This window comes from Albibacillus kandeliae (assembly GCF_003116585.1).
Lineage (GTDB): Bacteria > Pseudomonadota > Alphaproteobacteria > Rhodobacterales > Rhodobacteraceae > Albibacillus > Albibacillus kandeliae.
The window spans coordinates 496626-517693 of record NZ_QEHM01000006.1 but is presented as its reverse complement, the minus strand read 5'-3'; the positions used below and the strand labels follow the sequence as shown (position 1 = coordinate 517693).

Below are 21068 nucleotides of genomic sequence, written 5' to 3'. Positions count from 1 at the left end.
TCTTCGGGTGGCAAGTATCCCGGGGGAGGGCCGCAGGCCCGGGGGCAGCGCCCCCAATGTGACCGATGACAGGGGAGGCGAGGCATGAGACGCGAGAGCTTCTTCGCCCGCAACCCCTCCGTCGTCGTCTTCCTGCTCTGCCTCGCCGCCTTCACCCTTGTGGTTAGTGTGATGAGCGAGGGGGCCGGCGCCGGGCTGATTTCCACCAGCTTCATCAAGACCCTCGGCAAGACGCTCTGCCTCTGCCTCGTGGCCGTGGCGATGGACCTCGTCTGGGGCTACACCGGCATTCTCAGTCTCGGTCACTTCGCCTTCTTCGGGCTCGGCGGCTACATGGTCGGCATGTGGCTGATGTACCAGCGCACCCACGACATCGTCGCCGCCTCTATGGCCAATGCGACGATCCCGCCGACCGAGCAGGAGATTGTCGATGCCATCGGCACCCAGATTTTCGGGGTGGTCGGCTCCAGCGAATTTCCACCGGTCTGGGCCTTCGCCGACAGCCTCGTGATCCAGCTGGCCCTCGTGGTGCTGATCCCCGGCCTGCTGGCGCTGGTCTTTGGCTGGCTCGCGTTCCGCTCGCGGGTGACCGGCGTCTACCTGTCGATCCTGACCCAGGCGATGACCCTCGCGCTCTCGCTCTACCTGTTCCAGAACGATTCCGGCCTGCGCGGCAACAACGGCCTCTCGGGCCTGCAGAACTTGCCCGGCGTCGAGGCCTCGCAGGCGGTGGTTTCGATCTGGTTCCTCTGGGCCTCGGCGCTGGCGCTCGGGCTCGGCTACCTACTTGCGGCCTGGGTGGTCTCGGGCAAGTTCGGCTCCGTCATCCGCGGCATCCGGGACGACGAGGCGCGGGTGCGCTTCCTCGGCTACTCGGTCGAGGGCTACAAGCTCTTCATCTTCGTGCTGACCGCCGTCATCGCCGGGATCGCGGGCGCGCTCTACTACCCGCAGGCGGGCATCATCAACCCGGCCGAGGTGGCGCCCATCGCCTCCATCTACCTCGCCGTCTGGGTGGCCATCGGCGGGCGCGGCCGGCTCTACGGCGCCGTGATCGGCGCGGCCTTCGTCAGCCTCGTCTCGACATGGTTCACCGGCGGGCAGGTGCCCTCGGTCAACCTCGGCTTCTACCGCATCGACTGGGTCGAATGGTGGCAGGTGATCCTCGGCCTCTCTTTCGTTCTGGTCACGCTCTTCGCGCCCAAGGGCATCGGCGGCCTGTTCGACCTGCTGGCGGGCCGGATCGTGCCCAATCGCCACGGCGCCGACTACGGCCCCGACAAGGGCTCGTTCCAGGAAGCGGAGGGCCGCGAATGACACATGACGCAACGCGCCCCGGACCCGCTCCGGGGCCCCTGAGCCACATCCGCCACCAGCCCCCGGCGCAGGCCCGGGACGGGAGAGTGCAGCCATGACCATGCTTCTCGAGGTCTCCGGCGTCTCCGTCACCTTCGACGGCTTCCGCGCCATCAACAACCTGTCGTTCAACATCGGCAAGGCCGAGATGCGCGCCATCATCGGCCCCAACGGTGCGGGCAAGACCACCTTCATGGACATCGTCACCGGCAAGACCCGCCCCGACGAGGGCAAGGTACTCTGGGGCGACAAGTCGATTTCGCTGATCCGCATGTCCGAGGCCCAGATCGCGCGGGCCGGGGTCGGGCGCAAGTTCCAGCGGCCCACGGTGTTCGAGGATCAGAACGTCTTCGACAACCTCCTGCTGGCGCTCAAGAAGAACCGCAGCCCCTTCTCGGTACTGACCTACAAGAAGAGCGGCGAGGACGTCACCAAGGTCGAGGCGCTGGCCACCGAGATCGGCCTCAGGGACCAGCTCGGGCGCAAGTCGGGCGAACTCTCGCACGGCCAGAAGCAATGGCTCGAGATCGGGATGCTGCTGGCACAGGATCCGCAGCTGCTGCTGGTGGACGAACCTGCTGCGGGCATGACCCACGAAGAGCGCGAGCACACCACCAGCCTGCTGGTGGAGGCCGCCAAGACCCGCGCCGTGGTGGTGGTGGAGCATGACATGGAATTCGTCCGCCGCCTCAACTGCAAGGTCACCGTGCTGCACGAGGGGTCGGTGCTGGCCGAGGGCAGCCTCGACCATGTCACTGCGAACCAGCAGGTGATCGACGTGTATCTTGGACGCTGAGGCGAGGGGGAACAGATGCTGAAAGTAAGAGACCTGACCCTGCACTACGGCGGTTCGCAAATCCTCTACGACATCTCGATGGAGGCCGAGGCGGGCAAGGTGACCTGCGTCATGGGCACCAACGGCGTGGGCAAAACCTCGCTGCTCAAGGCGCTCTCGGGCACCCATCAGCGCACCTCGGGCGAGATCGAGTTCTTTGGCGAGACCATCGGCAAGGTTCCGGCGCATGTGCTGGCCCACAAGGGCGTCGGCTATGTCCCGCAGGGCCGGATGATCTTCCCGCTGCTGACGGTGAAGGAGAACATGGAGACGGCCTATGCCTGCCTCCCGCGCTCCGAGCACCACATCCCCGACGAGATCTACGAGCTCTTCCCGATCCTCAAGGAATTCCTCGGGCGTCGCGGGGGGGACCTCTCGGGCGGGCAGCAACAGCAGCTCGCCATCGCTCGGGCCATGCTGACCAAGCCCAAGCTGCTGCTGCTGGACGAACCCACCGAGGGCATCCAGCCCAACATCATCCAGCAGATCGGCCGCGTCATCGAGTACCTGCGCGACAAGGGCGATATGGCGATCATCCTTGTCGAGCAGTACTTCGATTTCGCCTACGAGCTGGCGGACAGCTTTGTCGTGCTGCGCCGCGGATCGGTGCTGAAGTCGGGCGACCGCAGCGGATTGACCCGCGACGAACTGCTGGCGGCGACCTCGGTCTAGCGGCGCCACGCCGCCCGCACCGAGGCTGCCACGACACCGAGGACGAGGGCTGCCGAGAGCAGGAAGGTCACGGACATGCCCGTCGCCAGCGCCCCGGGGCTGGCGGTGGCCACCGTGCCGCCCGAGGCCCAGGCGAACAGCGCGGCCATCGCCGAGGTTCCGGTAATGAACCCGAGGTTGCGCGAGAGGTTCAGCAGCCCTGAAACGGTCCCCCGCTGGTCCGGCTCCGTACGGGCGAGCGTCGCGGTGTTGTTCGCGGCAAAGAACAGCTGGAACCCGGGCGTCAGCAGCGACAGCGACACGAGGTAACCGACGGTCCCGATCAGCGTGGGCAAGAGGGCGAGGCAACTGGTGCCGATCACGATCTGGACTAGGCCCAGAAGGCTGGCACGCTCGGCCCCGATCCGGTCGGTCAGCCGCCCCGCCGGGAAACCGCTCATGGCCGCGACGGCAGGCCCGACCGACATGACCAGCCCGACGGCCCGGTCCGACAGCCCGAGACCGAAGGCGAGGAAGAAGGGGCCGACGACCAGCGTCGACATCATGACGGCAGAGACGAGCACGTTCATCGCGAGCTTGCCCGGCAGACCGCCGCCACGCAGCAGCGCGGGGGGATCAGCGGCGCCGCGGCCCTCCGCTCGATGCCCGCGAGAACCGCGGCCCCCAGCGCGGTGGCTGCCAGCAGGGGCCAGAACAGGCCGCCCCCGAGCGTCATCGACAGCGAATAGGCCACCAGCGTCACGGCCAGAAGGAGCGTACCCGCCGGATCACCCAGCAACCCGCCGGAACGTCGCGCAGACGGAACGTCCCGGGGCAGGCTGCGCATGAGCAGCAGCAACGTCCCGAGCGCCATCGGCACCAGCACAAGGAAGACGGACCGCCATCCATACTGCCCCAGCAGCAGGCCCCCGACCGAGGGCCCCAGCGCAGTTCCGATGGCCGAGGTCGACCCCAGCACCCCCATGGCGGTGCCGGACCTTTCCGGCGGCAGCAAGTCCCGGATCAACGCCATCGGCAGCGCCATCATACCTGCCGCCGCAACACCCTGAATCCCGCGCGCCGCCAGCAGAACTGCGAGGTTGGGAGCGGCGAAGGCCAGCACCGATGCGCCAGCGAAGAGCAGCAGGCAACCCGCCAGCAGCCGCCGCCGTCCGGCGACATCGGCCAGCCGTCCGATGATCACGCTGGCGACGGTCGAGGCCAGGATGAAGGACAGCACGACCCATTGCGAGGCGGCGATCGAGGTCGCGAAGGCTTCGGAGAGGCGGGGCAGGGCGACCATCACGATGCTGATCCCGAGGGAGGCGGTGAGGATCGAAAGGGCAAGCCCGGGGAGGGTCGTGTTCGGGGCCGCGAGGGGCCGGGCAACTGTGGTCATGAGCGCATTCCTCTTGCAAGACTCAGGCAGAGGCGGCACGCTACGACTTCAAGCCAACTTTAGGTCAAGCATGGACGTACTCGATATCGGCGAGGTCTCCGAGCGCAGCGGAGTCCCCGCGTCGACCCTGCGCTACTACGACGAGATCGGGCTGATTTCCTCCATCGGGCGGCACGGTCTCCGGCGGCAATTCGGTCCCGACGTGCTGATGCAACTCGCCCTCATCGCGCTGGGAAAGAGCGCGGGGTTCTCGCTGGACGAGATCGGCGGCATGTTCGGACGCACCGGCGCGCCCGAGCTTCCGCGCCCGGTTCTGCGCGACCGCGCCGATGCGCTGGATGCCCAGATCAAGAGCCTTGCCGCACTGCGCGACATGATGCGTCACGTGGCCGAATGCCCGGCGCCAACGCATCTCGAATGCCCGAAATTCCAGAGGTTGCTGCGCATCGCAGTGCGCCGCCGTGCGGCCTGAAAGACCGCCAGGGTCCTAAATTCCCTAAAGAATTTGCCCCGAAGTCTTCAAAGACTTCGCCCCCAAGAAAACAAAGCCCCGGCGGTGCCGGGGCTTTGCTGTCTTACTTGCCTTCGCTCATCTTCTTGATGAACTGGACGCCGCTGACCCCCAGCGGAACGGTGGCGAAGGGGCCGCCGTGGCACATGTGCGCCTTGTCCTGCGGGTCGACCACCGGCGTCTTGGCGAGGATCTCCTCGGCATAATCCTCAGCATTGTCCTTCGGGCGGTAGCCTAGGAAAGCGGCCTTGGAGTTGTCCACCGGCGAGCGATCATTGTTCGACACGCCGTAGATCACGGTAAAGCCCACGACGGGCGAGGTGACTGACTTCTCGACCATCTGGATCAGGTCGTCGTAGGACAGCCACGACCCCAGCGCGCGCGCGTTCTGCACCGGCCCCGAAGCCGAGTAGATGCGCAGGCAGACCGCCTCCAGCCCATACTTGTCCCAGTACATGCTGGCCATGTCCTCGGCAAAGCACTTGGACAGGCCATAGAAGGTGTCCGGGCGGTGCGGCATGTCCGTGGTGATGTGGGTGGTCTTCGGATACATGCCCATCGCGTGGATCGAACTGGCGTAGATGATCCGCCGCACGCCATGCTTGTGGGCCGCGTTCCACACGTTGTAGGCGCCCATGAAGTTCGAGTGCATGATCTCCTCAAAGGTCGCCTCGTCGGCGATGGCGCCGAAGTGGACCACCATGTCGGCCCCCTCGATCAGCGTCATCATCGCCTCGGCGTCGCCCACATCGGCCTTCACGTAGCTCTCGTTCCCGGCGACGTTGTCCAGCGCCTCGACGAGGTCGGTCGACACCAGCTCTTCGCACAGCTTGGCCAGCGGCGCGCGCAGCTGGTTGCCCAGGGCGCCGGCGGCACCGGTCAGAACGATCTTCTTCATATCTTCTCTCCTTCGAATGTCGTCTTGTATCGGCCGCGGGCGGCCTCAGATGATGGCTTTCTCGAGCAGCAGGTCACCCTCGGCAAAGCGCTCGTAGCGGAACGGGGTCAGGTCGAGCGTCCGGTATTCGCCGTGAATCAGCAACTCCGAAACGCCGCGCCCCACGGCGGGGGACTGCTGCAACCCGTGTCCGGAGAACCCGTTGCAGAAGACAAAGTTGGTCACCTCCGGGTGCCGCCCCACGATCGCGTTCTGATCCTTGGTGTTGTAGGCATAGTGCCCGACCCAAGAGTTGATCACCTTGATCGCCTCGAACTGCGGGACGCGGTGGGCGAGGGCGGGCCAGATCTTGTCTTCCCAGATCGAATGATCGTGCACGAAATCGGTGTAGTCGACCGGGCCGTCCTCATCCGGTGGGCAGCCCGCCATGTAATACCGCCCATCGCTGCGCATGTGCACGCCCGAGGGGTCGATGGTCAGCGGCAGCGGCCGGTCCAGCGGTTTCTCCGCGTCGAAGATGAAGGTGAAACGCTTGCGCGGCTCCACCGGAATATCCAGCCCGGCCATGCGCGCCGTCAGCAGCGCGCGCGGGCCCGACGCGTTCACGACCTGCCCGCAGGAGACCGTGGTGCCGGACTTCAGCGTGATGGTCTCGACCTTGGTTCCGGCGGCGTTCAGACCCATCGCCACCGCCTCACTGGCAACGAACTCCACACCGCGCTCGCGGGCGATGCGGCGGAACCATTCGCACATGGTCGCCCCGTCGAAGTAGCCCTCGTCGATCGTGTTGTGGTTCCCGACGATGATGTCGTCGAGGTAGTAGAACGGATAGGCCACCGCGATCTGCTCGCGGGTCATGTGCTGGGTGCCCGCGCCGCAGGCCGCCTGCATCTGCTGTACCTCGCGCAGCGCGTCGGCAAAGGCCGGGGTGCTGGCAAGGTACATGTAGCCGAAGCTGTCGAGGTGGATCGGTGGCACGCGCGTGTCACCGCCCATCTGCTCGCGGAAACTCTTGAGGAACTGCGCGCCGAACTGCGAGATCCTGACGTTGATCTCCTGGCTGTACTGCTGGCGGATCGAGCTGTTGGTGTGGGTGGTCGAGGCGAACTCGTAGTTCGGGTCGCGCTCCAGCACCAGAACCCGGCCGGTGAAGGCGGGATCGTTCGTCAGAAACCACGAAATGGCGGAGCCGTACATGGCTCCGCCCACGATCACGACGTCATAGACGTCGTGTTTCGGTTCCGCGGGATAGATTGGGTTCATACAGTGTCTCCCTGTGCGACGGCGTTCTGCACCGCCTCGATATCCTGTTGGGGCAGTCCGTAGACGTCGCGCGCCGCCTCGGCCGAGATGTAGCCGCGCGCGAGGTCGCGTTTCACCAGCGCGGGATCGCGCTCTGCAGGCGCGCCATAGCCAGCACCTCCGGGAAAGGCGAGCATCACGCGCCGCCCCTCGGGGACGAACTGCTTGCCCTTGCCCTTCATCGCCGTGCCGTCATCCTGCGCGATGGTCGTGGGAGCACCGTCGCTGCCGCCGGCCCGTCCGCGCGCCGGGTGCCGGACCCGGTCGAACATGGCCTGAAAGTCAAACTCGTGCCCCTCGACCGCGCCCACTTCCATGTACTGCCCCAGCCCGCCGCGGTACTTGCCCGCACCGCCGGAGTCCGGCCGCAGTTCCTTGCGCCAGATGATCACCGGGCCCACCTGCTCGGTCGCCTCGACCGGCATGGTCATCACGCCCGAGGGGAAGGCGGTGGCGCTCATCCCGTCCAGCGCCGGGCGCGCGCCCGATCCGCCGGAGTTGAAGGCCAGCACCTCGGCCCGCCGTGCGCCCGCCTTGCGCGCAGCCTCCGAGGCCGGGCGCAGCGACACCTGGAAGTTGCAGAGACAGCCCGCGCCCTCGGCCGGGACTGTCTCGGGCAGGATCTTGTCCAGCGCGTCGTAGACCGTGTCGGGGATCATGTGGCCAATGACGTGGCGCAGCGCCACCGGGGCCGGGTGCACCGCGTTCACGATGGTATGCTCGGGCGCGGTGATCTCGAAGGGCGCAAGGCTGGCCGCGTTGTTCGGAATCTCCGGCGCGATGGCGCATTTCAGTGCATAGCAGGCATAGGCCTTGGTATAGACCAGCGGCACGTTGATGCCCTTCTTGTCCACGCCCGAGGTGCCCGCGAAATCGCAGAGGATACGGTCTTCCTCGATCTTCAGCTTGACGTGGATGGTGATCGGCTGGTCGTAGCCGTCGATCACCATCTCGCCCTCGGCGCCGCTGCGGGGCAGGGCGGCGATGCGCTCCAGCGTGGCCCGGCGCGAATTATCGAGAATGAATTCGGCGATGCCTTCCAGATCGCTCAGACCGAACTCGCCCATCATGTCGATCAGGCGGCGGTGGCCGGTCTCGTTGCACGAGGCCAGTGCGTAGATGTCGCCGATCAGCTGGTCGGGCTCGCGCACGTTGCCGCGCACGATGCGGATCAGCGTCTGATCCACGGTGCCGCGCTCGGCGAACTTCATGATCGGCAGGTAGATGCCTTCCTCGTAGACAGAGTTCGCATCGGCGCCAAAGCCGCGCCCGCCCACGTCGACCACATGCGCCGTGCAGGCGAAGAAGCCGACCAGAACGCCGTTCAGAAAGGACGGCGAAACGACGGTGATGTCGTGCAGGTGGCCGGTGCCCTCCCACGGATCGTTGGTGATGTAGACATCGCCCTCGTACATGTTCTGCCGGCCGATCCGGCGGATGAAGTGCCCGACGGCATCGGCCATGGCGTTCACATGGCCCGGGGTTCCGGTGACGGCCTGGGCCAGCATCCGCCCCTTGACGTCATAGACACCGGCCGAGAGGTCGCCCGCCTCGCGAACCGAGGTGGAGAACGCGGTGCGCACCAGGGCCTGCGCCTGTTCCTCGACGACCGAGATCAGGCGGTTCCACATGACCTGGTTGGAGACTGTGGTTTTCGACAGGGCCATATCGCTTACCCCTTCACTTGCAGTTCGATGCAGCCGTCGGCACGTCGCTGGGCGCGACGGCTGGCAGGCACGATGATGGTAGTTTCGTCCTCGGTGACGGCGGCGGGGCCGGCGATGGCCTGCCCGGTCTCCAGCGTCTTGCGCTCGACGATCCCGGCCTCGACGGTCTTGCCGAGCGCGGGGTCGAACAGGGTCCGCGTGGCGGGCGCCGTGACGTTCGAGCCGACGCCCTCGTCGTCGACCGGTTCAACCGGCTGCGGCGGCGTGGTCGCGTTCGCCGACCAGACAGTGATCTCGATGTCGAGCCCCTCGACCGGGCGACCGAACAGCTGGGTGTAATCCGCCTCGAACAAGTCCTGGAACCGCTCCGCCTTGGGGTTGGCTGCATCCTCGGGCGAGAGCACCACGGGAATCTCCCAGCCCTGGCCGGTGTATCGCATGTAGACCTTGTATTCGCAGTCAATTTGCGCGGTCGCATCGCAAGAGCGGACGAATTTCGTCGCCTCTGCCTCCAAATCGCTCAGCAGCGATTTGACCGTCCCGCCATCCATGTCCGACAGGCGGGTATAGACCGACTTGTTGGCCTCGAAGCTGAAGGGCGCCCGCAGGAACCCGATGGCCGAACCCACGCCCGCACCCGGCGGAACAAGGCAGTTCGACACGCCCAGCTTTTCACAAAGCCGCCCGGCATGCAGCGGGGCAGCGCCGCCAAAGGCGATCATGGTATACTCCGACAGGTCTTCACCGTTCTCCACCGCGTGCACGCGCGCGGCGTTGGCCATGTTCTCGTCGACCACCTCGGCCAGTCCGAATGCCGCCTCCAGCGGGTCCATGTCCAGCACCTCGCCGATGGCGCCGTTCAGCGCCGCCTCGGAGCTCGACTTATGCAGGGTGATGGAGCCGCCCGCAAAGTTGTCGGGGTCCAGCTTGCCCAGCACGAGGTCAGCGTCGGTCACCGCCGGACGCTCGCCGCCACGGCCATAGCAGGCCGGTCCGGGCTCGGAGCCTGCCGATTCCGGCCCGACGCGGATCTGGCGCATCGAGTCTACGTGGGCGAGCGATCCGCCCCCGGCACCGATCTCGACCATGTCGATCACTGGGATCGAGATCGGCATCCCCGATCCCTTCTTGAAGCGGTAGGTGCGGGCGACCTCGAAGACACGGGCGGTCTTCGGGGTCTGGTTCTTGATCAGGCAGATCTTGGCGGTGGTCCCGCCCATGTCGAACGACAGCACCTTGTCGAGTCCATAGCGCGCGGCGATGTTCGCGGCAAAGACCGCGCCGCCCGCCGGGCCGGATTCCACCAGACGCACGGGAAACTCCGCCGCGCTCTCCAGCGAGATGATGCCGCCGCCCGAGTGCATCAGGAACACCGAGCAGTTCACGCCCTCGTCGCGCAGGCGCTGTTCCAGCCGCCCGAGGTAACTTTTGATCAGCGGCTTGATGTAGGCGTTGGCCACGGCGGTGTTGAAGCGCTCGTATTCCCGCATCTGCGGGCTGACCTCGGAAGAGAGCGAAACCATGACGCCCGGCAGCTTCTCGGCCAGCACGTCGCGCACCATCTTCTCGTGCGCGTCGTTCTGGTAGGAGTGCAGCAGGCCAACGGCGATCGACTCGAAGCCGCCTTCCTTCAGCACCTCGGCCAGCGCCTCGACCTCGGCGCGATCCAGCGGGATCAGCACGTTGCCCTTGGCATCCATCCGCTCGTTCAGCGTGTAGCGGTGGTTCCGCGCCAGCAGCGGCTCGGGCAGGGTCAGGTTCAGATCGTATTGCTCGAACCGGCTCTCGGTCCGCATCTCGATCACATCGCGAAAGCCCTGCGTGGTAACCAGCGCCGTCTTGGCTCCGCGCCGTTCGATCAGCGCGTTGGTGGCCAGCGTGGTGCCGTGGATGATCTGCGTGATCTCACCCGGAGCGATCCCGGCGCGGGCGATGACGCGGTGAATGCCCTCGACGATGGCGTCCTCGGGCGCGCCGTAGGTGGTCAGCACCTTGGTCGAAAAGGGGGTGCCATCGACCTCGAGAACGACGTCCGTGAAGGTCCCGCCGATATCGATGCCCATTCTTACAGAAGTCGCCGCCATGTGCCGTCCGTCGCTAATCCAGAAAGGTTCGAGTCGCAGGCTAGCGATGGCGGTGGATCACATCAAATTATTTGATTTTTTGGAAAGGATCGAAAAAATTGATCCTATGGCAGCGCCGGCCAATCATGTCCCAGCGCCGTCTCGCGGGCAATTTCTGCCGCCCGGGCAAGGTACGACGGCGCCGTGCGCGCATCGTAGCGTGCCGCGAAATCCAGCGTGCCGGGATGCCAGGCATAGTCCAGTTCCACCAGTTCCCCGGCATTCAACTCGCGCAGCACGAGGGCTGCGGGCACGGCCACCACGCCCATCGCGTTCACCGCCATCTGGATGCCCGCCGACAGGGTACTCGACGGCACAAGCCGCACGGGTTCCCCGGCCTCGCTGAAATGCAGGGCGATCTCGGAGTGCTGCCGCGCGCCACGCGCATGGGTCAGGATCGGGTGCGCGGCAAGGTCCGCCGCGGTAAGGTTGCCCCGGTCCTGGAGTTTCAGGCGGGGCGACGCGCACCAGATCAGCGGATACCGCCCGATCTCCATGTGCCCGGTCGCGATGCGGCTGAACGGCCCGTTCTGCAGGGCAAGGTCGATCCGGTGGCTGAACAGCTCCTCTTCGAGGTTCGCCGACATGTCGACCGTCAGTTCCACGCTGATCTTCGGATAGGCCCCGCTGAAGGCGCGCAGGAAGTCCCGAAGCCATGTGTTCGCAATCAGCTCGGTCACCCCAAGGCGGATCGTCCCGTCATACAGCCCGGCCTCGCCCGAGGCCTCGATCAGCCCGTCGACCTGCCGCAGCACGGCGCGTGCATGGTCCAGCAGGTCGCGCCCCCGCGCGGTCAGCCGGACCGATCCCGCGTCGCGCTCCATCAGCGACACGTTCAGCGCCCCCTCCAGTGCGGCGATCCGTGCCGAGATGTTCGGCTGGGTGGTGTTCAGCCGCTCCGCCGCCGCCCGGAAACTGCCAAGGTCGGCAATCCAGACAAAGGCCTCGATCTGCTTCAGCGTGACCGCCACGGCCTATTCCTCGAACGCCAGTTCGCCGCGCCGCAGCCGTCGCATCTCGCGCGCATAGGCGGCGGCACTGCCGGGATAAAGCGTCTCGATGCGCCCGTCCGCCCGCTTGTACCAGCTCGAACAGCCGGTGGCCCAGACCGTCTTGTCCAGCTTGGCATGCAGCGCCCTGTTCCACGCCGCCTGCGCCTCGGGCTTCACATCCACCGAGCCCTGCGCGGGCGTCGCGCGGATCGCCTTCACGATCCAGCCCACCGCCTGTTCGATCATGTCGACGACCGAGGTCGTCCCGGTGCCGCTGTTCGGCCCGGTGACGGTGAAGTAGTTCGGGAACCCGGCGACCATCACCGTGCGATAGGCCTCGATCCGCTCGCCCCAAAGCTCGCCCAGCCGGACGCCATCGCGCCCCGTCACCGGCAGCGCCTTCATGTGCGCATACATGTCGAACCCGGTCGCATAGATGATCGCGTCCACCTCGCGCAGCACGCCGTTCCGCGTTTCGATCCCGGTCCCGGTGATCCGCCGGATCGGGTCGGTGATCAGATCCACGTTCTCGCGGTTGAGGCTCGGGTAGAAGTCGTCTGAAACGAGGATGCGCTTGCACCCAAGTTCGAACTCCGGCGTCAGCTTGGCCCTCAACTCCGGGTCGGGCACCGCCTTGCCAAGGTAGCGCAGGATGCGGTCCGACAGCAGGCTCCGGCGCTTTTCCTTGAGGATCAGGGGGAACAGCAACCAGTCCATCCGCGTCCGGATGATCCGGCGATAAAGTCGCTGCCACGCCGGGAACCGGGCAAATCGCGCCTTCTGTTCCTTGCTGTAGACGAAGTTGCCGCGCGGCGAGATGTAGTTTGCCGTGCGCTGGTAGACATCCACCCGTGCCGCCCGTTTCGCCAGTTGGGGAATGACCTGGATCGCGCTGGCGGCGGTGCCAATCACCGCGACCCGCTTGCCCGTGGCGTCAAAGGCATGGTCCCACTGTGCCGTGTGCATGGTCACCCCGCCAAAGCTGTCGCGCCCTTCGATCTCGGGCAGGATCGGCCGGTGCAGGCCACCGGTCCCGTTGATCACGAAGCGGGCAAAGACCGGTCCGCGCCCGTCGATCTCGGCTCGCCATCCCCTGCGCACAGCATCATAGGTCAGAGAACGGACTTCGTGGCCAAGGTCCAGGAACGGCGCGATCCCGAATGTCTCCACGCAGTCGCGCAGGTAGGCGAGGATTTCCTTCTGGGGCGAATACAGGCGGCTCCAGTTCGGATTGGGCGCGAAGGATAGGGAATAGAAATGCGAGGGCACGTCGCAGGTCGCGCCGGGATAGGTATTGGCAAACCACGTCCCGCCGATGTCCGGGTTCTTGTCGACGATCCGCAGCGAGGTGACCCCGGCCTCGCGCAGTTTGATCGCGGCGCAGATACCGGCAAAGCCCGCGCCGATGATCAGCACCTCCAGCCGGTCTTCGCCGTTCGCGCTCACTTTGCCTCTCCGATCCGCCGCCACGCCGTCGTGAGACCCGCGAGCACCATCCGCGTCTCGTCCGTCTGGGTCACCGGCACGCCCTGCGCCTCCAGCGCCGCAACGTAGGGCCGCGCCGCGTCTCCAGCGCCGATCACGGCGACCTGCTGGCCGAGCCAGTAGGGGCGGGCGGCCGCCATTTCGCCACCCAGCACCAGCCCCACCAATCGCGCCGCGTCCTCCGGGCCAAGGCTGGCCAGCCGCGAGGCCATCCGCTCGGGGCGTGACAGCGACTCCGACAGGGCATCGCGGAACGTATCCGCATCCCACGCGCCGCCGATCCCCGACAGGGACGGTGTCGCACTGAGGGCGGCAATCAACTCGCCCGAGAGAAAGCTCTGGAAACTCACCACTTCCCGCGCGCTGACAAGCGCCCAGTGGCTGCGCGGACCGGGCAGGCAGATCACTCCATCCCAGTTGGGGTTCAGCGACAGGAACCCCGCGATCCGCGTCTCGCCGCCACGCATCTCCAGCGCCGGTTCGGCCTGCCGCAGCCCGGGAACAAGGTTGAGCCCGTCCTGCACAGCAACCGGCGCTGTCTCGGACGGCGTCGAGGGCAGTTTCGACAGGGGGGCCGCCGCCGCACCGCAGGCGACCACGGTCCGGCCCGGGAAGGCCGCGGCGACCTCGGCAGGCGACGTCCCCGCCGGCCAGGTCTGGGGCGCCCCGGCATCTCCGCCCGTCATCTGCCAGCTGCGCGGACCCGAGGGCGCGCAATCCACCGCGACCCAACCGCTCATGCCCCGGGCCTCCGGCACGGGAGGGCGGGGGCAGGGGGCGTCAGGCGGGTCTTCATGTCACGGTGTCCGGTCTTGGGTCCGCCCACCCTGTCACGCCCGATCACGACCGGCAAGATTGCGGGCATCGGAACAGAGGCTGGCCATATGGCGCCGGAGGTGCTAGATACCCCTATGTTAGCGCTATCAATTTGGGCCGAGCCGCCCTGAGCCAATACCCTGACACCTGAGGGGACATCATGACCGTCAAACTCGCCATCAACGGATTCGGCCGTATCGGACGCTGCGTCTTTCGCGCCTGGATCGAAAGCGGCCGCAAGGACGTGGAGATCGTCGCGATCAACGACCTCGCGCCGGTGGCCACCAATGCGCACCTACTCCAGTTCGACTCCGTGCACGGATACCTGAACGCCGAGATCTCGGTCGAGGAGGACGCCATCATCGTCAACGGCCACCGGGTCCGGGTGACCTCCGAGCGCAACCCCGCAGACCTGCCCTGGTCGGACGTCGATATCGCGCTGGAATGCACCGGTGTCTTCAACAGCCGGGACAAGGCGTCCGCCCATCTCAAGAACGGATCCGGTCGCGTTCTCTGCTCGGCCCCCGCGACGGACGCGGACAAGACCATCGTCTTCGGCGTCAACCACGACACGCTGACCGCTGCCGACCTGATCGTTTCCAACGCCTCCTGCACCACCAACTGCCTGTCGCCCGTGGCCAAGGTGCTGGACGATGCCTTCGGGATCGAGACGGGCTACATGACGACCATCCATTCCTACACGGGCGATCAGCCGACGCTGGATACCGCGCACAAGGACCTCTACCGCGCCCGCGCCGCCGCGCTCAGCATGATCCCCACCTCGACCGGGGCCGCCCGCGCCGTCGGTCTCGTCCTGCCGCACCTTGAAGGCAAGCTCGACGGCTCGGCGATCCGGGTGCCGACTCCGAATGTCTCGGTGGTAGACCTCTGCTTCATGCCCTCCCGTCCCGCTACGGTCGACGGGGTCAACGACGCCATCCGCACCGCTGCGGCCTCGGGGCCGCTGAAGGGCATCCTGACCACATCAGACCTGCCGCTGGTCTCCTCCGACTTCAACCACAACCCGCATTCGTCGATCTTCGCCACGGCGCAGACCAACGTCAGCGACGGTGGGCTGGTGCGCGTCCTCAGCTGGTACGACAACGAGTGGGGCTTCTCCAACCGGATGCTCGACACCGCCAACGCGATGGCCACCGCGCGCGGCTGATCCCGAACGCCCTTGGCGCGCACTGGCTGCTTCGCAGAGTTTGACCGGGGGCCGGGCTACGCAATTGCGGCCCGGCCCTCACTCAGTCCGGTCCTGATCGCGGCCCTCAATACAGCCCGCAATTCGACTGTCTGAGGGTCGATTGCGCGCGCGCGTCTGGCTCGACCGCCAAAGGCGGCTCCCAGCTTTGTCCAATGCCTGACAGCCCCTGCGCCGGATTCGAAACGTGGCCGAACCCGTTCAGACACCTACTCGTGTCAATAAAATGGAAACAAAGGCCGCTGTCATCCGCAATTGTCCCAACCCATTTTTGCCTTTTTCCATAAAAACAAGGGGTCCAGATCTGGAAACGATCTGTTTTTCGCGGATTTCTGCGCGAACCTGAAACCGACTGTTACCTAGGATGTGGCTGAACGAGTTGAGGCGCCGCCGGTAGTTACGAGTGTGTTCCGGTTGTTTTCGGTTCCGGCGGTACCCGCTTCAGCCCGATGCAGGATCGACATTCGATCCAACGCATCGCGGTGCGTGACGAGTTGGACTGTCTGTGGGGGCAAACCCGAGACCGGACTTTGTCCGGGCAGGCGGTCCGGAGGAAGTAAATTGTTGGAGTCAGGTCAGTTCCCATTATCGGGACCCATTGGCCGGCACGGGACCGGGGGGACCGAGCCGGGCGGGACGGAAACTGGGGATGTTCCGGCTGACAGGGCTTCGGTTCACTATTGCGTGGACACTTTCTCCGGGCCGTCGGCACCCTTCGTTCCGCCCGAACACTGGGAGAGGCTGGAACGCGAGGCTGCCCTGCGTGGCCGCGGGCACCTGTATCGGGCGATGACCGATGCGGTGCAACGGTGGGCCGGCCTCCTGACACATTGGAAGACCCGGCTAGGCCGGCAGACAGACGGGACCGGAACCAACCGGTCCCTGCGGTAAAAAGGAAGGGCCAGTAATGAGTGATGACCATGTCCCGGGCACGGCCGGCCCGGAAGGGGATGGCCAGGGTCGCGGCGCCGGTAAAGGCCGCGACGGTATCACCGGTCCGCGCCGGACCGGCGCCGCTCCCTCGGGAGAGTCGGTCGAGGATCGCCTGCGCCGTGCCTTCCGCACCGCGCCGGAACCCACTCCGGCGACACGGGGCAGGGCGGCCCTGCGTCTCGTTTCCGAAAACATGCACATGCTCCCGCGGCCTGCCGTCGTCCCGGCCGACCCGTGGGAAGCGCTGACGGTCCGCGCGCCGGGCTCCGCCTCGCAACTCCTTGACCGCGAGCAGATGGAGGAGGCTGTCGCCGGGTCCTTCGACCACCTGCGCACCACGCTGCTCAAGATGCTGCGCGCGAACGGATGGAACCGTGTCGCCATCGCCGCGCCCACGCGGGGCTGCGGCACCACCTATTCCGCCGCACATCTCGCCCACAGCCTTGCCCAGGTGCCGGGCAGCCGCACACTCCTGATGGATCTCAACCTGCGCCGCCCCGGCCTTGCCGCCATGCTGGACATGCCCGGCACCGGCCGCATGCGCGCCTTCCTCGGCGGTCAGGTCAGCCTTGACGATCACGTCGTGCGCACCGGCGACACGCTCGCGATCGGGCTGTCGCAGCACTCCGAACCCGAGGCGGCCCACCTGCTGCAAAGCGAAGTCTGCGCCCGGGTCATCGGCGACATGATGGACCAGCTGTCGCCGGACGTCATGCTATGCGACCTGCCGCCCCTGCTGGAACACGACGACCTCTCGGCCTTTCTGCCGCAGGTCGACGGTGTGCTGCTGGTGGCCGACGGGGGCCAGACCCTGCCGGAGCACGTGGCGGCCTGCGAGCGGCGCCTGCACGGACAGACACGGGTTCTGGGCGTCGTCCTGAACCAGGCCCGGCGGACCGGTCCGCTGCCCGCCTATGCGTAACAATTTTCCGCCGCGCGCGGCGGCCAAGGAACCGCGCCTCCAGATGAACCCGGTGGCCACCATCGACGAAGCCGTCGACATGGTCCGGCGCCGCGCACCGCTGATCCTCGGCGTTCTGATCCTCGGTTTTCTCGTCTCGTCCTGGATCGGGCTGGGCCAGCGACCGGTCTACGAGGCGCGCGAGATCCTGCAGGTCGCGCCGCCCCGGGTGGCCGAAGCGATGGCGACGACCTCGGTGCCCGAAACCATCGTCCAGCGCCTGCCGCTGCTGAAACAGCATGTCCTGGGCGATACCGCCCTGTCCGAAATCGCCTCGGCCTACGACCTGTTCCGCATCTCGCCCGGCGAACCGCTTGCCAGCCGTACGGAGCTGCTGAGAGACGCGGTCTCGCTCAACTGGAAGACCGCCCCGGACGGGCAGGTCGAGGTCGTTGCGACCGCCCGGATGGACGATGCCGAAGAGGCGCGCCTTGTGGCCGGGGAACTCGGCCACCGCCTCGTCAACCTGTCGGTGCAGATGCGCATCGGCGAAGCCCGCGCGACGCTCGACTTCCTGACCCGTCGCGAGGCGGAACTGAGCGAGGAGCTGTCGCGGCTCGAAACCCGGTACACCAATTTCCTGCGTGCCGCGCCCGCCGTGCCCGAACCGGGCACGCCCGAGGCCGAGCTCGACGAGAACGGCACCGCGCACCTGCTGGCCGAGATGAACCGCTATCAGCGCGAGCTGGCAAGGCTTCGCGGCCAGCTGGAGGAAACCGCCACGCAACGCGCCCGGGCGCGCATCGGGCTGGACCTCGAAATGCGGCGCCAGTCCGAGAGGCTGGTGGTCAGCGCTCCAGCCGAACGGCCCGTGCGACCGGTCACCGACGTGCGCGGGCTGATCGTCGGGCTGGGGGGCGTGGTCAGCGCGATTCTCGCCTTCGGGCTCGCCTGGACGCTGGAGTGGTTCAACCCGGTGATCCGCAGCGCCGAGCAGATGCAGCGCATGACCGGCATCATGCCGATCGTCTCGGTGCCCCACGCCACCCGGTCATCGCATCACGGAGCCATCCGGGCATGGCGCTGGCCCCGGAATTGGCCCCGGCGGCGGGCCGCCACCGCAGCGGCGGGCTGACGGCAGGGCAGACCACTCGGCGCGTTTTTAATTTGACACCAGAATTAAATCGGGAAAGAGTCCCCCGCCAAGGGGAGGATCCCGATGTACATCGGTTTGGATTTAGGAACGTCCGGTCTGCGCGCGCTGCTGGTCGATGACGAAGCAGCGGTGGTCGGCGTCGCCGACGTGCCGCTTCAGACAGCCCACGCCCATCCGGGATGGAGCGAACAGGACCCGGCCACATGGGTCGCGGCTGTCCACAGCGCACTGGCCGAACTGCGAATGACCGTGCCCGGCGGGCTCGCGGGCGTAAAAGGCATCGGCCTTTCCGGCCACATGCACGGCGCAACCATGATCGACGCCGCAGGCGCGATCGTCCGGCCCTGCATGCTCTGGAACGACACCCGAAGCCACGTGCAGGCCGCGCGTCTCGACGCCACGCCCGGCTTCCGCGAGATCAGTGGCAACATCGTCTTCCCGGGCTTCACCGCGCCCAAGGTGCTGTGGGTCGCCGAGAACGAACCCGAGACCTTCGCGAAGATCGACAAGGTCTTCCTGCCCAAGGACTACCTGTCCTACTGGCTGACGGGCCGCGCCGTCTCCGACATGTCCGACGCCGCCGGAACCTCCTGGCTCGACGTGGGCGCGCGCGACTGGTCCGCCGACCTGCTTGAAAAGTCCGGCATGCGCCCCGACCAGATGCCCGACCTGCTGGAAGGCACCGGCATCGTGGGCGAGGTGAAACCCGCCCTTGCCGCCGAACTGGGCCTGCCCTCTGGCGTCCTCGTGGTGGCCGGAGGCGGGGACAACGCCGCCGCCGCCTGCGGGGTAGGGGCCCTGCGCGAGGGCGATGGCTTCGTCTCGCTCGGCACCTCCGGCGTTCTGCTGGCCGCCCGTGACGGCTTTGCGCCCAAGCCGGAAAGTGCGGTGCACACCTTCTGCCACGCCATCCCGGACACATGGTACCAGATGGGCGTGATCCTCGCCGCGACCGACAGCCTCAACTGGCTCGCCCGCATCGCCGGGGCCAAGCCCGCCGAGCTGACCGCAGCGCTGGGCGACAGCATCACCGCCCCCGGTTTGGTCCGCTTCCTGCCTTACCTGTCAGGCGAGCGCACGCCGCACAACGACAGCGCCGTGCGCGGTGCCTTCACCGGCCTCTCCATCGGCTCCGACCGCGCCGACCTGACCCGCGCGGTCCTCGAAGGCGTCAGCTTTGCCCTGCGCGACTCGCTCGAGGCGCTGAAATCCACCGGTGCCAACCTGAATCGCGTGCTCGCCATCGGCGGCGGCGCCCAGTCGCGCTACTGGGTCGAGCTGCTGGCCACCATCCTCGACATGCCTGTCGACCTGCCCCAGAAGGGCGAGTTCGGAGCCGCCCTCGGCGCCGCCCGCCTTGCCGTCTGCGGTGTCGGCGGCGCGTCTCCGGCCGAGGTCATGACGCCTCCGGCCATCTCCGCCACCATCGACCCGCGCAGCGATCTGCAGGCCGCCTACGAGGCCGCCTATGCCGATTTCGCCGCCTCTTACCCGGCCCTGAAGGCCCATCCCTGAAAGTTCCGCCATGACCCATCCGTTCTTTGCCGATATCGCCCCCGTCCAGTACGAGGGACCCGACAGCGACAACCCGCTGGCCTTCCGCCACTACAACCCGGACGAGGTGGTCATGGGCAAGCGGATGGAGGATCACCTCCGCTTCGCCGTCGCCTACTGGCACTCCTTCGCGTGGGAGGGCGGCGACCCCTTCGGCGGCCAGACCTTCCAGCGCCCGTGGTACCCGCAGGACGCGGTGGAGAACGCCAAGGTCAAGGCCGACGTGGCCTTCGACATGTTCGACATCCTCGGCGCGCCCTACTTCTGCTGGCACGACGCCGACATCCGCCCCGAGGGCGACAGCTTTGCCGAGAGCTTCGACCGCTTCCAGGGCGTGATCGACTATTTCGAAGACAAGATGTCGACCCGCAAGACCAAGCTGCTCTGGGGCACCGCGAACATGTTCGGCCACCGCCGCTGGATGGCAGGCGCCTCGACCAACCCCGACCCGGATGTCTTCGCCTATGCCGCCGCGACGGTAAAGATGTGCATGGACGCCACCCACCGCCTCGGCGGCGAGAACTACGTGCTCTGGGGCGGCCGCGAGGGCTATGAAACCCTGCTCAACACCGACCTCGGGCAGGAACTGGACCACATGGGCCGCTTCCTGAACATGGTGGTCGAATACAAGCACAAGATCGGTTTCAAGGGCACCATCCTCGTCGAGCCCAAGCCGCAGGAACCCTCCAAGCACCAGTACGACTTCGATGCCGCCACCTGCATCGGCTTCCTGCGCAAGTACGGGTTGGAGAACGAGGTCAAGCTGAACCTCGAACAGGGCCACGCGATCCTCGCCGGTCACAGCTTCGAGCACGAGATCGCGGTGGCAACCGCCGAGGGGATGCTCGGCTCCATCGACATGAACCGCAACGATTACCAGTCCGGCTGGGACACCGACCAGTTCCCCAACAACGTGCCCGAGGTGGCGCTGGCCTACTACCACATCCTCAAGTCCGGCGGCTTCACCACCGGCGGCACCAACTTCGACGCCAAGCTGCGCCGCCAGTCGCTCGACGCCGAGGACCTGATCGCGGGCCACATCGGCGGCATGGACATCTGCGCCCGTGGCCTCAAGGCCGCCGCCGCGATGCTGGAAGACGGCGGCTTGGAAAAGGCGCTCGCCGACCGCTACGCGGGCTGGGCAACGCCCGAGGCCAAAGCCATGCTCGACAGCGACTTCGACAGCATCTTCGCCCGCGTTCACGGCGGCGAGATCGCACCCGAGCCGCGCTCTGGCCGTCAGGAGCAGCTGGAAAATTACGTCAACCGCTTCGTCTGAGCA

At 66.8% G+C, this 21068-nt stretch carries 18 protein-coding genes; 9 read left to right on the top strand and 9 right to left on the bottom strand.

Going from position 1 to position 21068, the window contains the following annotated elements:
- Window positions 1–84: 84 nt before the first annotated feature.
- From urtC to urtE, 3 genes are all read left to right on the top strand, one after another.
- Complete coding sequence (gene urtC, locus DDT93_RS15765) at window positions 85–1317, top strand: urea ABC transporter permease subunit UrtC (RefSeq protein ID WP_109466803.1); 1233 nt, start codon at window positions 85–87, stop codon at window positions 1315–1317.
- A gap of 94 nt (window positions 1318–1411) precedes the next feature.
- Window positions 1412–2152 carry an urea ABC transporter ATP-binding protein UrtD gene (gene urtD, locus DDT93_RS15760; RefSeq protein ID WP_109466802.1) on the top strand — a complete coding sequence of 247 codons (741 nt, stop codon included), beginning with the start codon at window positions 1412–1414 and terminating at the stop codon, window positions 2150–2152.
- Window positions 2153–2167: 15 nt separating this feature from the next.
- On the top strand, window positions 2168–2863 hold the full coding sequence (gene urtE, locus DDT93_RS15755) for an urea ABC transporter ATP-binding subunit UrtE (RefSeq protein WP_109466801.1): 696 nt from the start codon (window positions 2168–2170) through the stop codon (window positions 2861–2863).
- On the opposite strand, the gene DDT93_RS27080 is transcribed toward urtE, so the two are convergent.
- Window positions 2860–3432: an MFS transporter gene (locus DDT93_RS27080; protein ID WP_198654866.1), complete on the bottom strand. Its 573-nt coding sequence runs from the start codon at window positions 3430–3432 to the stop codon at window positions 2860–2862. The two genes, urtE and DDT93_RS27080, sit on opposite strands and share 4 nt — an antisense overlap.
- Window positions 3429–4241, bottom strand: a complete 813-nt coding sequence (locus DDT93_RS27075; protein WP_198654865.1) for an MFS transporter — start codon at window positions 4239–4241, stop codon at window positions 3429–3431. Before DDT93_RS27075 ends, DDT93_RS27080 begins: the two co-directional genes overlap by 4 nt.
- A 70-nt stretch (window positions 4242–4311) precedes the next feature.
- On the opposite strand from DDT93_RS27075, the gene DDT93_RS15745 reads away from it, so the two are divergent.
- A complete protein-coding gene (locus DDT93_RS15745; protein ID WP_109466800.1) occupies window positions 4312–4713 on the top strand; it encodes a helix-turn-helix domain-containing protein in 402 nt (133 codons plus the stop codon).
- A 103-nt stretch (window positions 4714–4816) separates the two neighbouring features.
- Here DDT93_RS15745 and DDT93_RS15740 read toward each other — a convergent pair whose 3' ends face one another.
- The 7 genes from DDT93_RS15740 to DDT93_RS15710 form a co-directional block, all read right to left on the bottom strand.
- Entirely contained in the window at window positions 4817–5650 is an 834-nt protein-coding gene (locus tag DDT93_RS15740; RefSeq protein ID WP_109466799.1) for an NAD-dependent epimerase/dehydratase family protein, read from the bottom strand.
- A gap of 45 nt (window positions 5651–5695) precedes the next feature.
- Window positions 5696–6913: an NAD(P)/FAD-dependent oxidoreductase gene (locus tag DDT93_RS15735; protein WP_109466798.1), complete on the bottom strand. Its 1218-nt coding sequence runs from the start codon at window positions 6911–6913 to the stop codon at window positions 5696–5698.
- Window positions 6910–8619 (bottom strand): hydantoinase B/oxoprolinase family protein, encoded by a 1710-nt coding sequence (locus DDT93_RS15730; RefSeq protein WP_109466797.1) that lies wholly within the window; start codon window positions 8617–8619, stop codon window positions 6910–6912. Before DDT93_RS15730 ends, DDT93_RS15735 begins: the two co-directional genes overlap by 4 nt.
- Window positions 8620–8624: 5 nt before the next feature.
- Window positions 8625–10703 (bottom strand): hydantoinase/oxoprolinase family protein, encoded by a 2079-nt coding sequence (locus DDT93_RS15725; RefSeq protein WP_109466796.1) that lies wholly within the window; start codon window positions 10701–10703, stop codon window positions 8625–8627.
- A 104-nt stretch (window positions 10704–10807) separates the two neighbouring features.
- Window positions 10808–11713 carry a LysR family transcriptional regulator gene (locus tag DDT93_RS15720; RefSeq protein ID WP_109466795.1) on the bottom strand — a complete coding sequence of 302 codons (906 nt, stop codon included), beginning with the start codon at window positions 11711–11713 and terminating at the stop codon, window positions 10808–10810.
- A 3-nt stretch (window positions 11714–11716) separates the two neighbouring features.
- Complete coding sequence (locus tag DDT93_RS15715) at window positions 11717–13180, bottom strand: flavin-containing monooxygenase (RefSeq protein ID WP_157960192.1); 1464 nt, start codon at window positions 13178–13180, stop codon at window positions 11717–11719.
- Window positions 13177–13959 (bottom strand): 2-dehydro-3-deoxygalactonokinase, encoded by a 783-nt coding sequence (locus DDT93_RS15710; protein WP_109466793.1) that lies wholly within the window; start codon window positions 13957–13959, stop codon window positions 13177–13179. Before DDT93_RS15710 ends, DDT93_RS15715 begins: the two co-directional genes overlap by 4 nt.
- Window positions 13960–14195: 236 nt before the next feature.
- Here DDT93_RS15710 and gap point away from each other — a divergent pair, with 236 nt between their 5' ends.
- From gap to xylA, 5 genes are all read left to right on the top strand, one after another.
- On the top strand, window positions 14196–15203 hold the full coding sequence (gene gap, locus DDT93_RS15705) for a type I glyceraldehyde-3-phosphate dehydrogenase (RefSeq protein ID WP_109466792.1): 1008 nt from the start codon (window positions 14196–14198) through the stop codon (window positions 15201–15203).
- 946 nt (window positions 15204–16149) lie between these two features.
- Window positions 16150–17097 (top strand): CpsD/CapB family tyrosine-protein kinase, encoded by a 948-nt coding sequence (locus DDT93_RS15700; RefSeq protein ID WP_109466791.1) that lies wholly within the window; start codon window positions 16150–16152, stop codon window positions 17095–17097.
- Window positions 17090–18211 (top strand): hypothetical protein, encoded by a 1122-nt coding sequence (locus DDT93_RS15695; protein ID WP_109466790.1) that lies wholly within the window; start codon window positions 17090–17092, stop codon window positions 18209–18211. Before DDT93_RS15700 ends, DDT93_RS15695 begins: the two co-directional genes overlap by 8 nt.
- An 84-nt stretch (window positions 18212–18295) precedes the next feature.
- Window positions 18296–19747, top strand: a complete 1452-nt coding sequence (gene xylB / locus DDT93_RS15690) for a xylulokinase (RefSeq protein WP_109466789.1) — start codon at window positions 18296–18298, stop codon at window positions 19745–19747.
- 10 nt (window positions 19748–19757) lie between these two features.
- Complete coding sequence (gene xylA, locus DDT93_RS15685) at window positions 19758–21065, top strand: xylose isomerase (RefSeq protein WP_109466788.1); 1308 nt, start codon at window positions 19758–19760, stop codon at window positions 21063–21065.
- Window positions 21066–21068: the final 3 nt, after the last annotated feature.

Excerpts from the sequence above, each read along its gene's own strand:
- urtC (WP_109466803.1), top strand. The coding sequence starts at position 85 with ATGAGACGCGAGAGCTTCTTCGCCCGCAACCCCTCCGTCGTCGTCTTC.
- urtD (WP_109466802.1), top strand. The coding sequence starts at position 1,412 with ATGACCATGCTTCTCGAGGTCTCCGGCGTCTCCGTCACCTTCGACGGC.
- urtE (WP_109466801.1), top strand. The coding sequence starts at position 2,168 with ATGCTGAAAGTAAGAGACCTGACCCTGCACTACGGCGGTTCGCAAATC.
- DDT93_RS27080 (WP_198654866.1), bottom strand. The coding sequence starts at position 3,432 with ATGAACGTGCTCGTCTCTGCCGTCATGATGTCGACGCTGGTCGTCGGC.
- DDT93_RS27075 (WP_198654865.1), bottom strand. The coding sequence starts at position 4,241 with ATGACCACAGTTGCCCGGCCCCTCGCGGCCCCGAACACGACCCTCCCC.
- DDT93_RS15745 (WP_109466800.1), top strand. The coding sequence starts at position 4,312 with ATGGACGTACTCGATATCGGCGAGGTCTCCGAGCGCAGCGGAGTCCCC.
- DDT93_RS15740 (WP_109466799.1), bottom strand. The coding sequence starts at position 5,650 with ATGAAGAAGATCGTTCTGACCGGTGCCGCCGGCGCCCTGGGCAACCAG.
- DDT93_RS15735 (WP_109466798.1), bottom strand. The coding sequence starts at position 6,913 with ATGAACCCAATCTATCCCGCGGAACCGAAACACGACGTCTATGACGTC.
- DDT93_RS15730 (WP_109466797.1), bottom strand. The coding sequence starts at position 8,619 with ATGGCCCTGTCGAAAACCACAGTCTCCAACCAGGTCATGTGGAACCGC.
- DDT93_RS15725 (WP_109466796.1), bottom strand. The coding sequence starts at position 10,703 with ATGGCGGCGACTTCTGTAAGAATGGGCATCGATATCGGCGGGACCTTC.
- DDT93_RS15710 (WP_109466793.1), bottom strand. The coding sequence starts at position 13,959 with ATGAGCGGTTGGGTCGCGGTGGATTGCGCGCCCTCGGGTCCGCGCAGC.
- gap (WP_109466792.1), top strand. The coding sequence starts at position 14,196 with ATGACCGTCAAACTCGCCATCAACGGATTCGGCCGTATCGGACGCTGC.
- DDT93_RS15700 (WP_109466791.1), top strand. The coding sequence starts at position 16,150 with ATGAGTGATGACCATGTCCCGGGCACGGCCGGCCCGGAAGGGGATGGC.
- DDT93_RS15695 (WP_109466790.1), top strand. The coding sequence starts at position 17,090 with ATGCGTAACAATTTTCCGCCGCGCGCGGCGGCCAAGGAACCGCGCCTC.
- xylB (WP_109466789.1), top strand. The coding sequence starts at position 18,296 with ATGTACATCGGTTTGGATTTAGGAACGTCCGGTCTGCGCGCGCTGCTG.
- xylA (WP_109466788.1), top strand. The coding sequence starts at position 19,758 with ATGACCCATCCGTTCTTTGCCGATATCGCCCCCGTCCAGTACGAGGGA.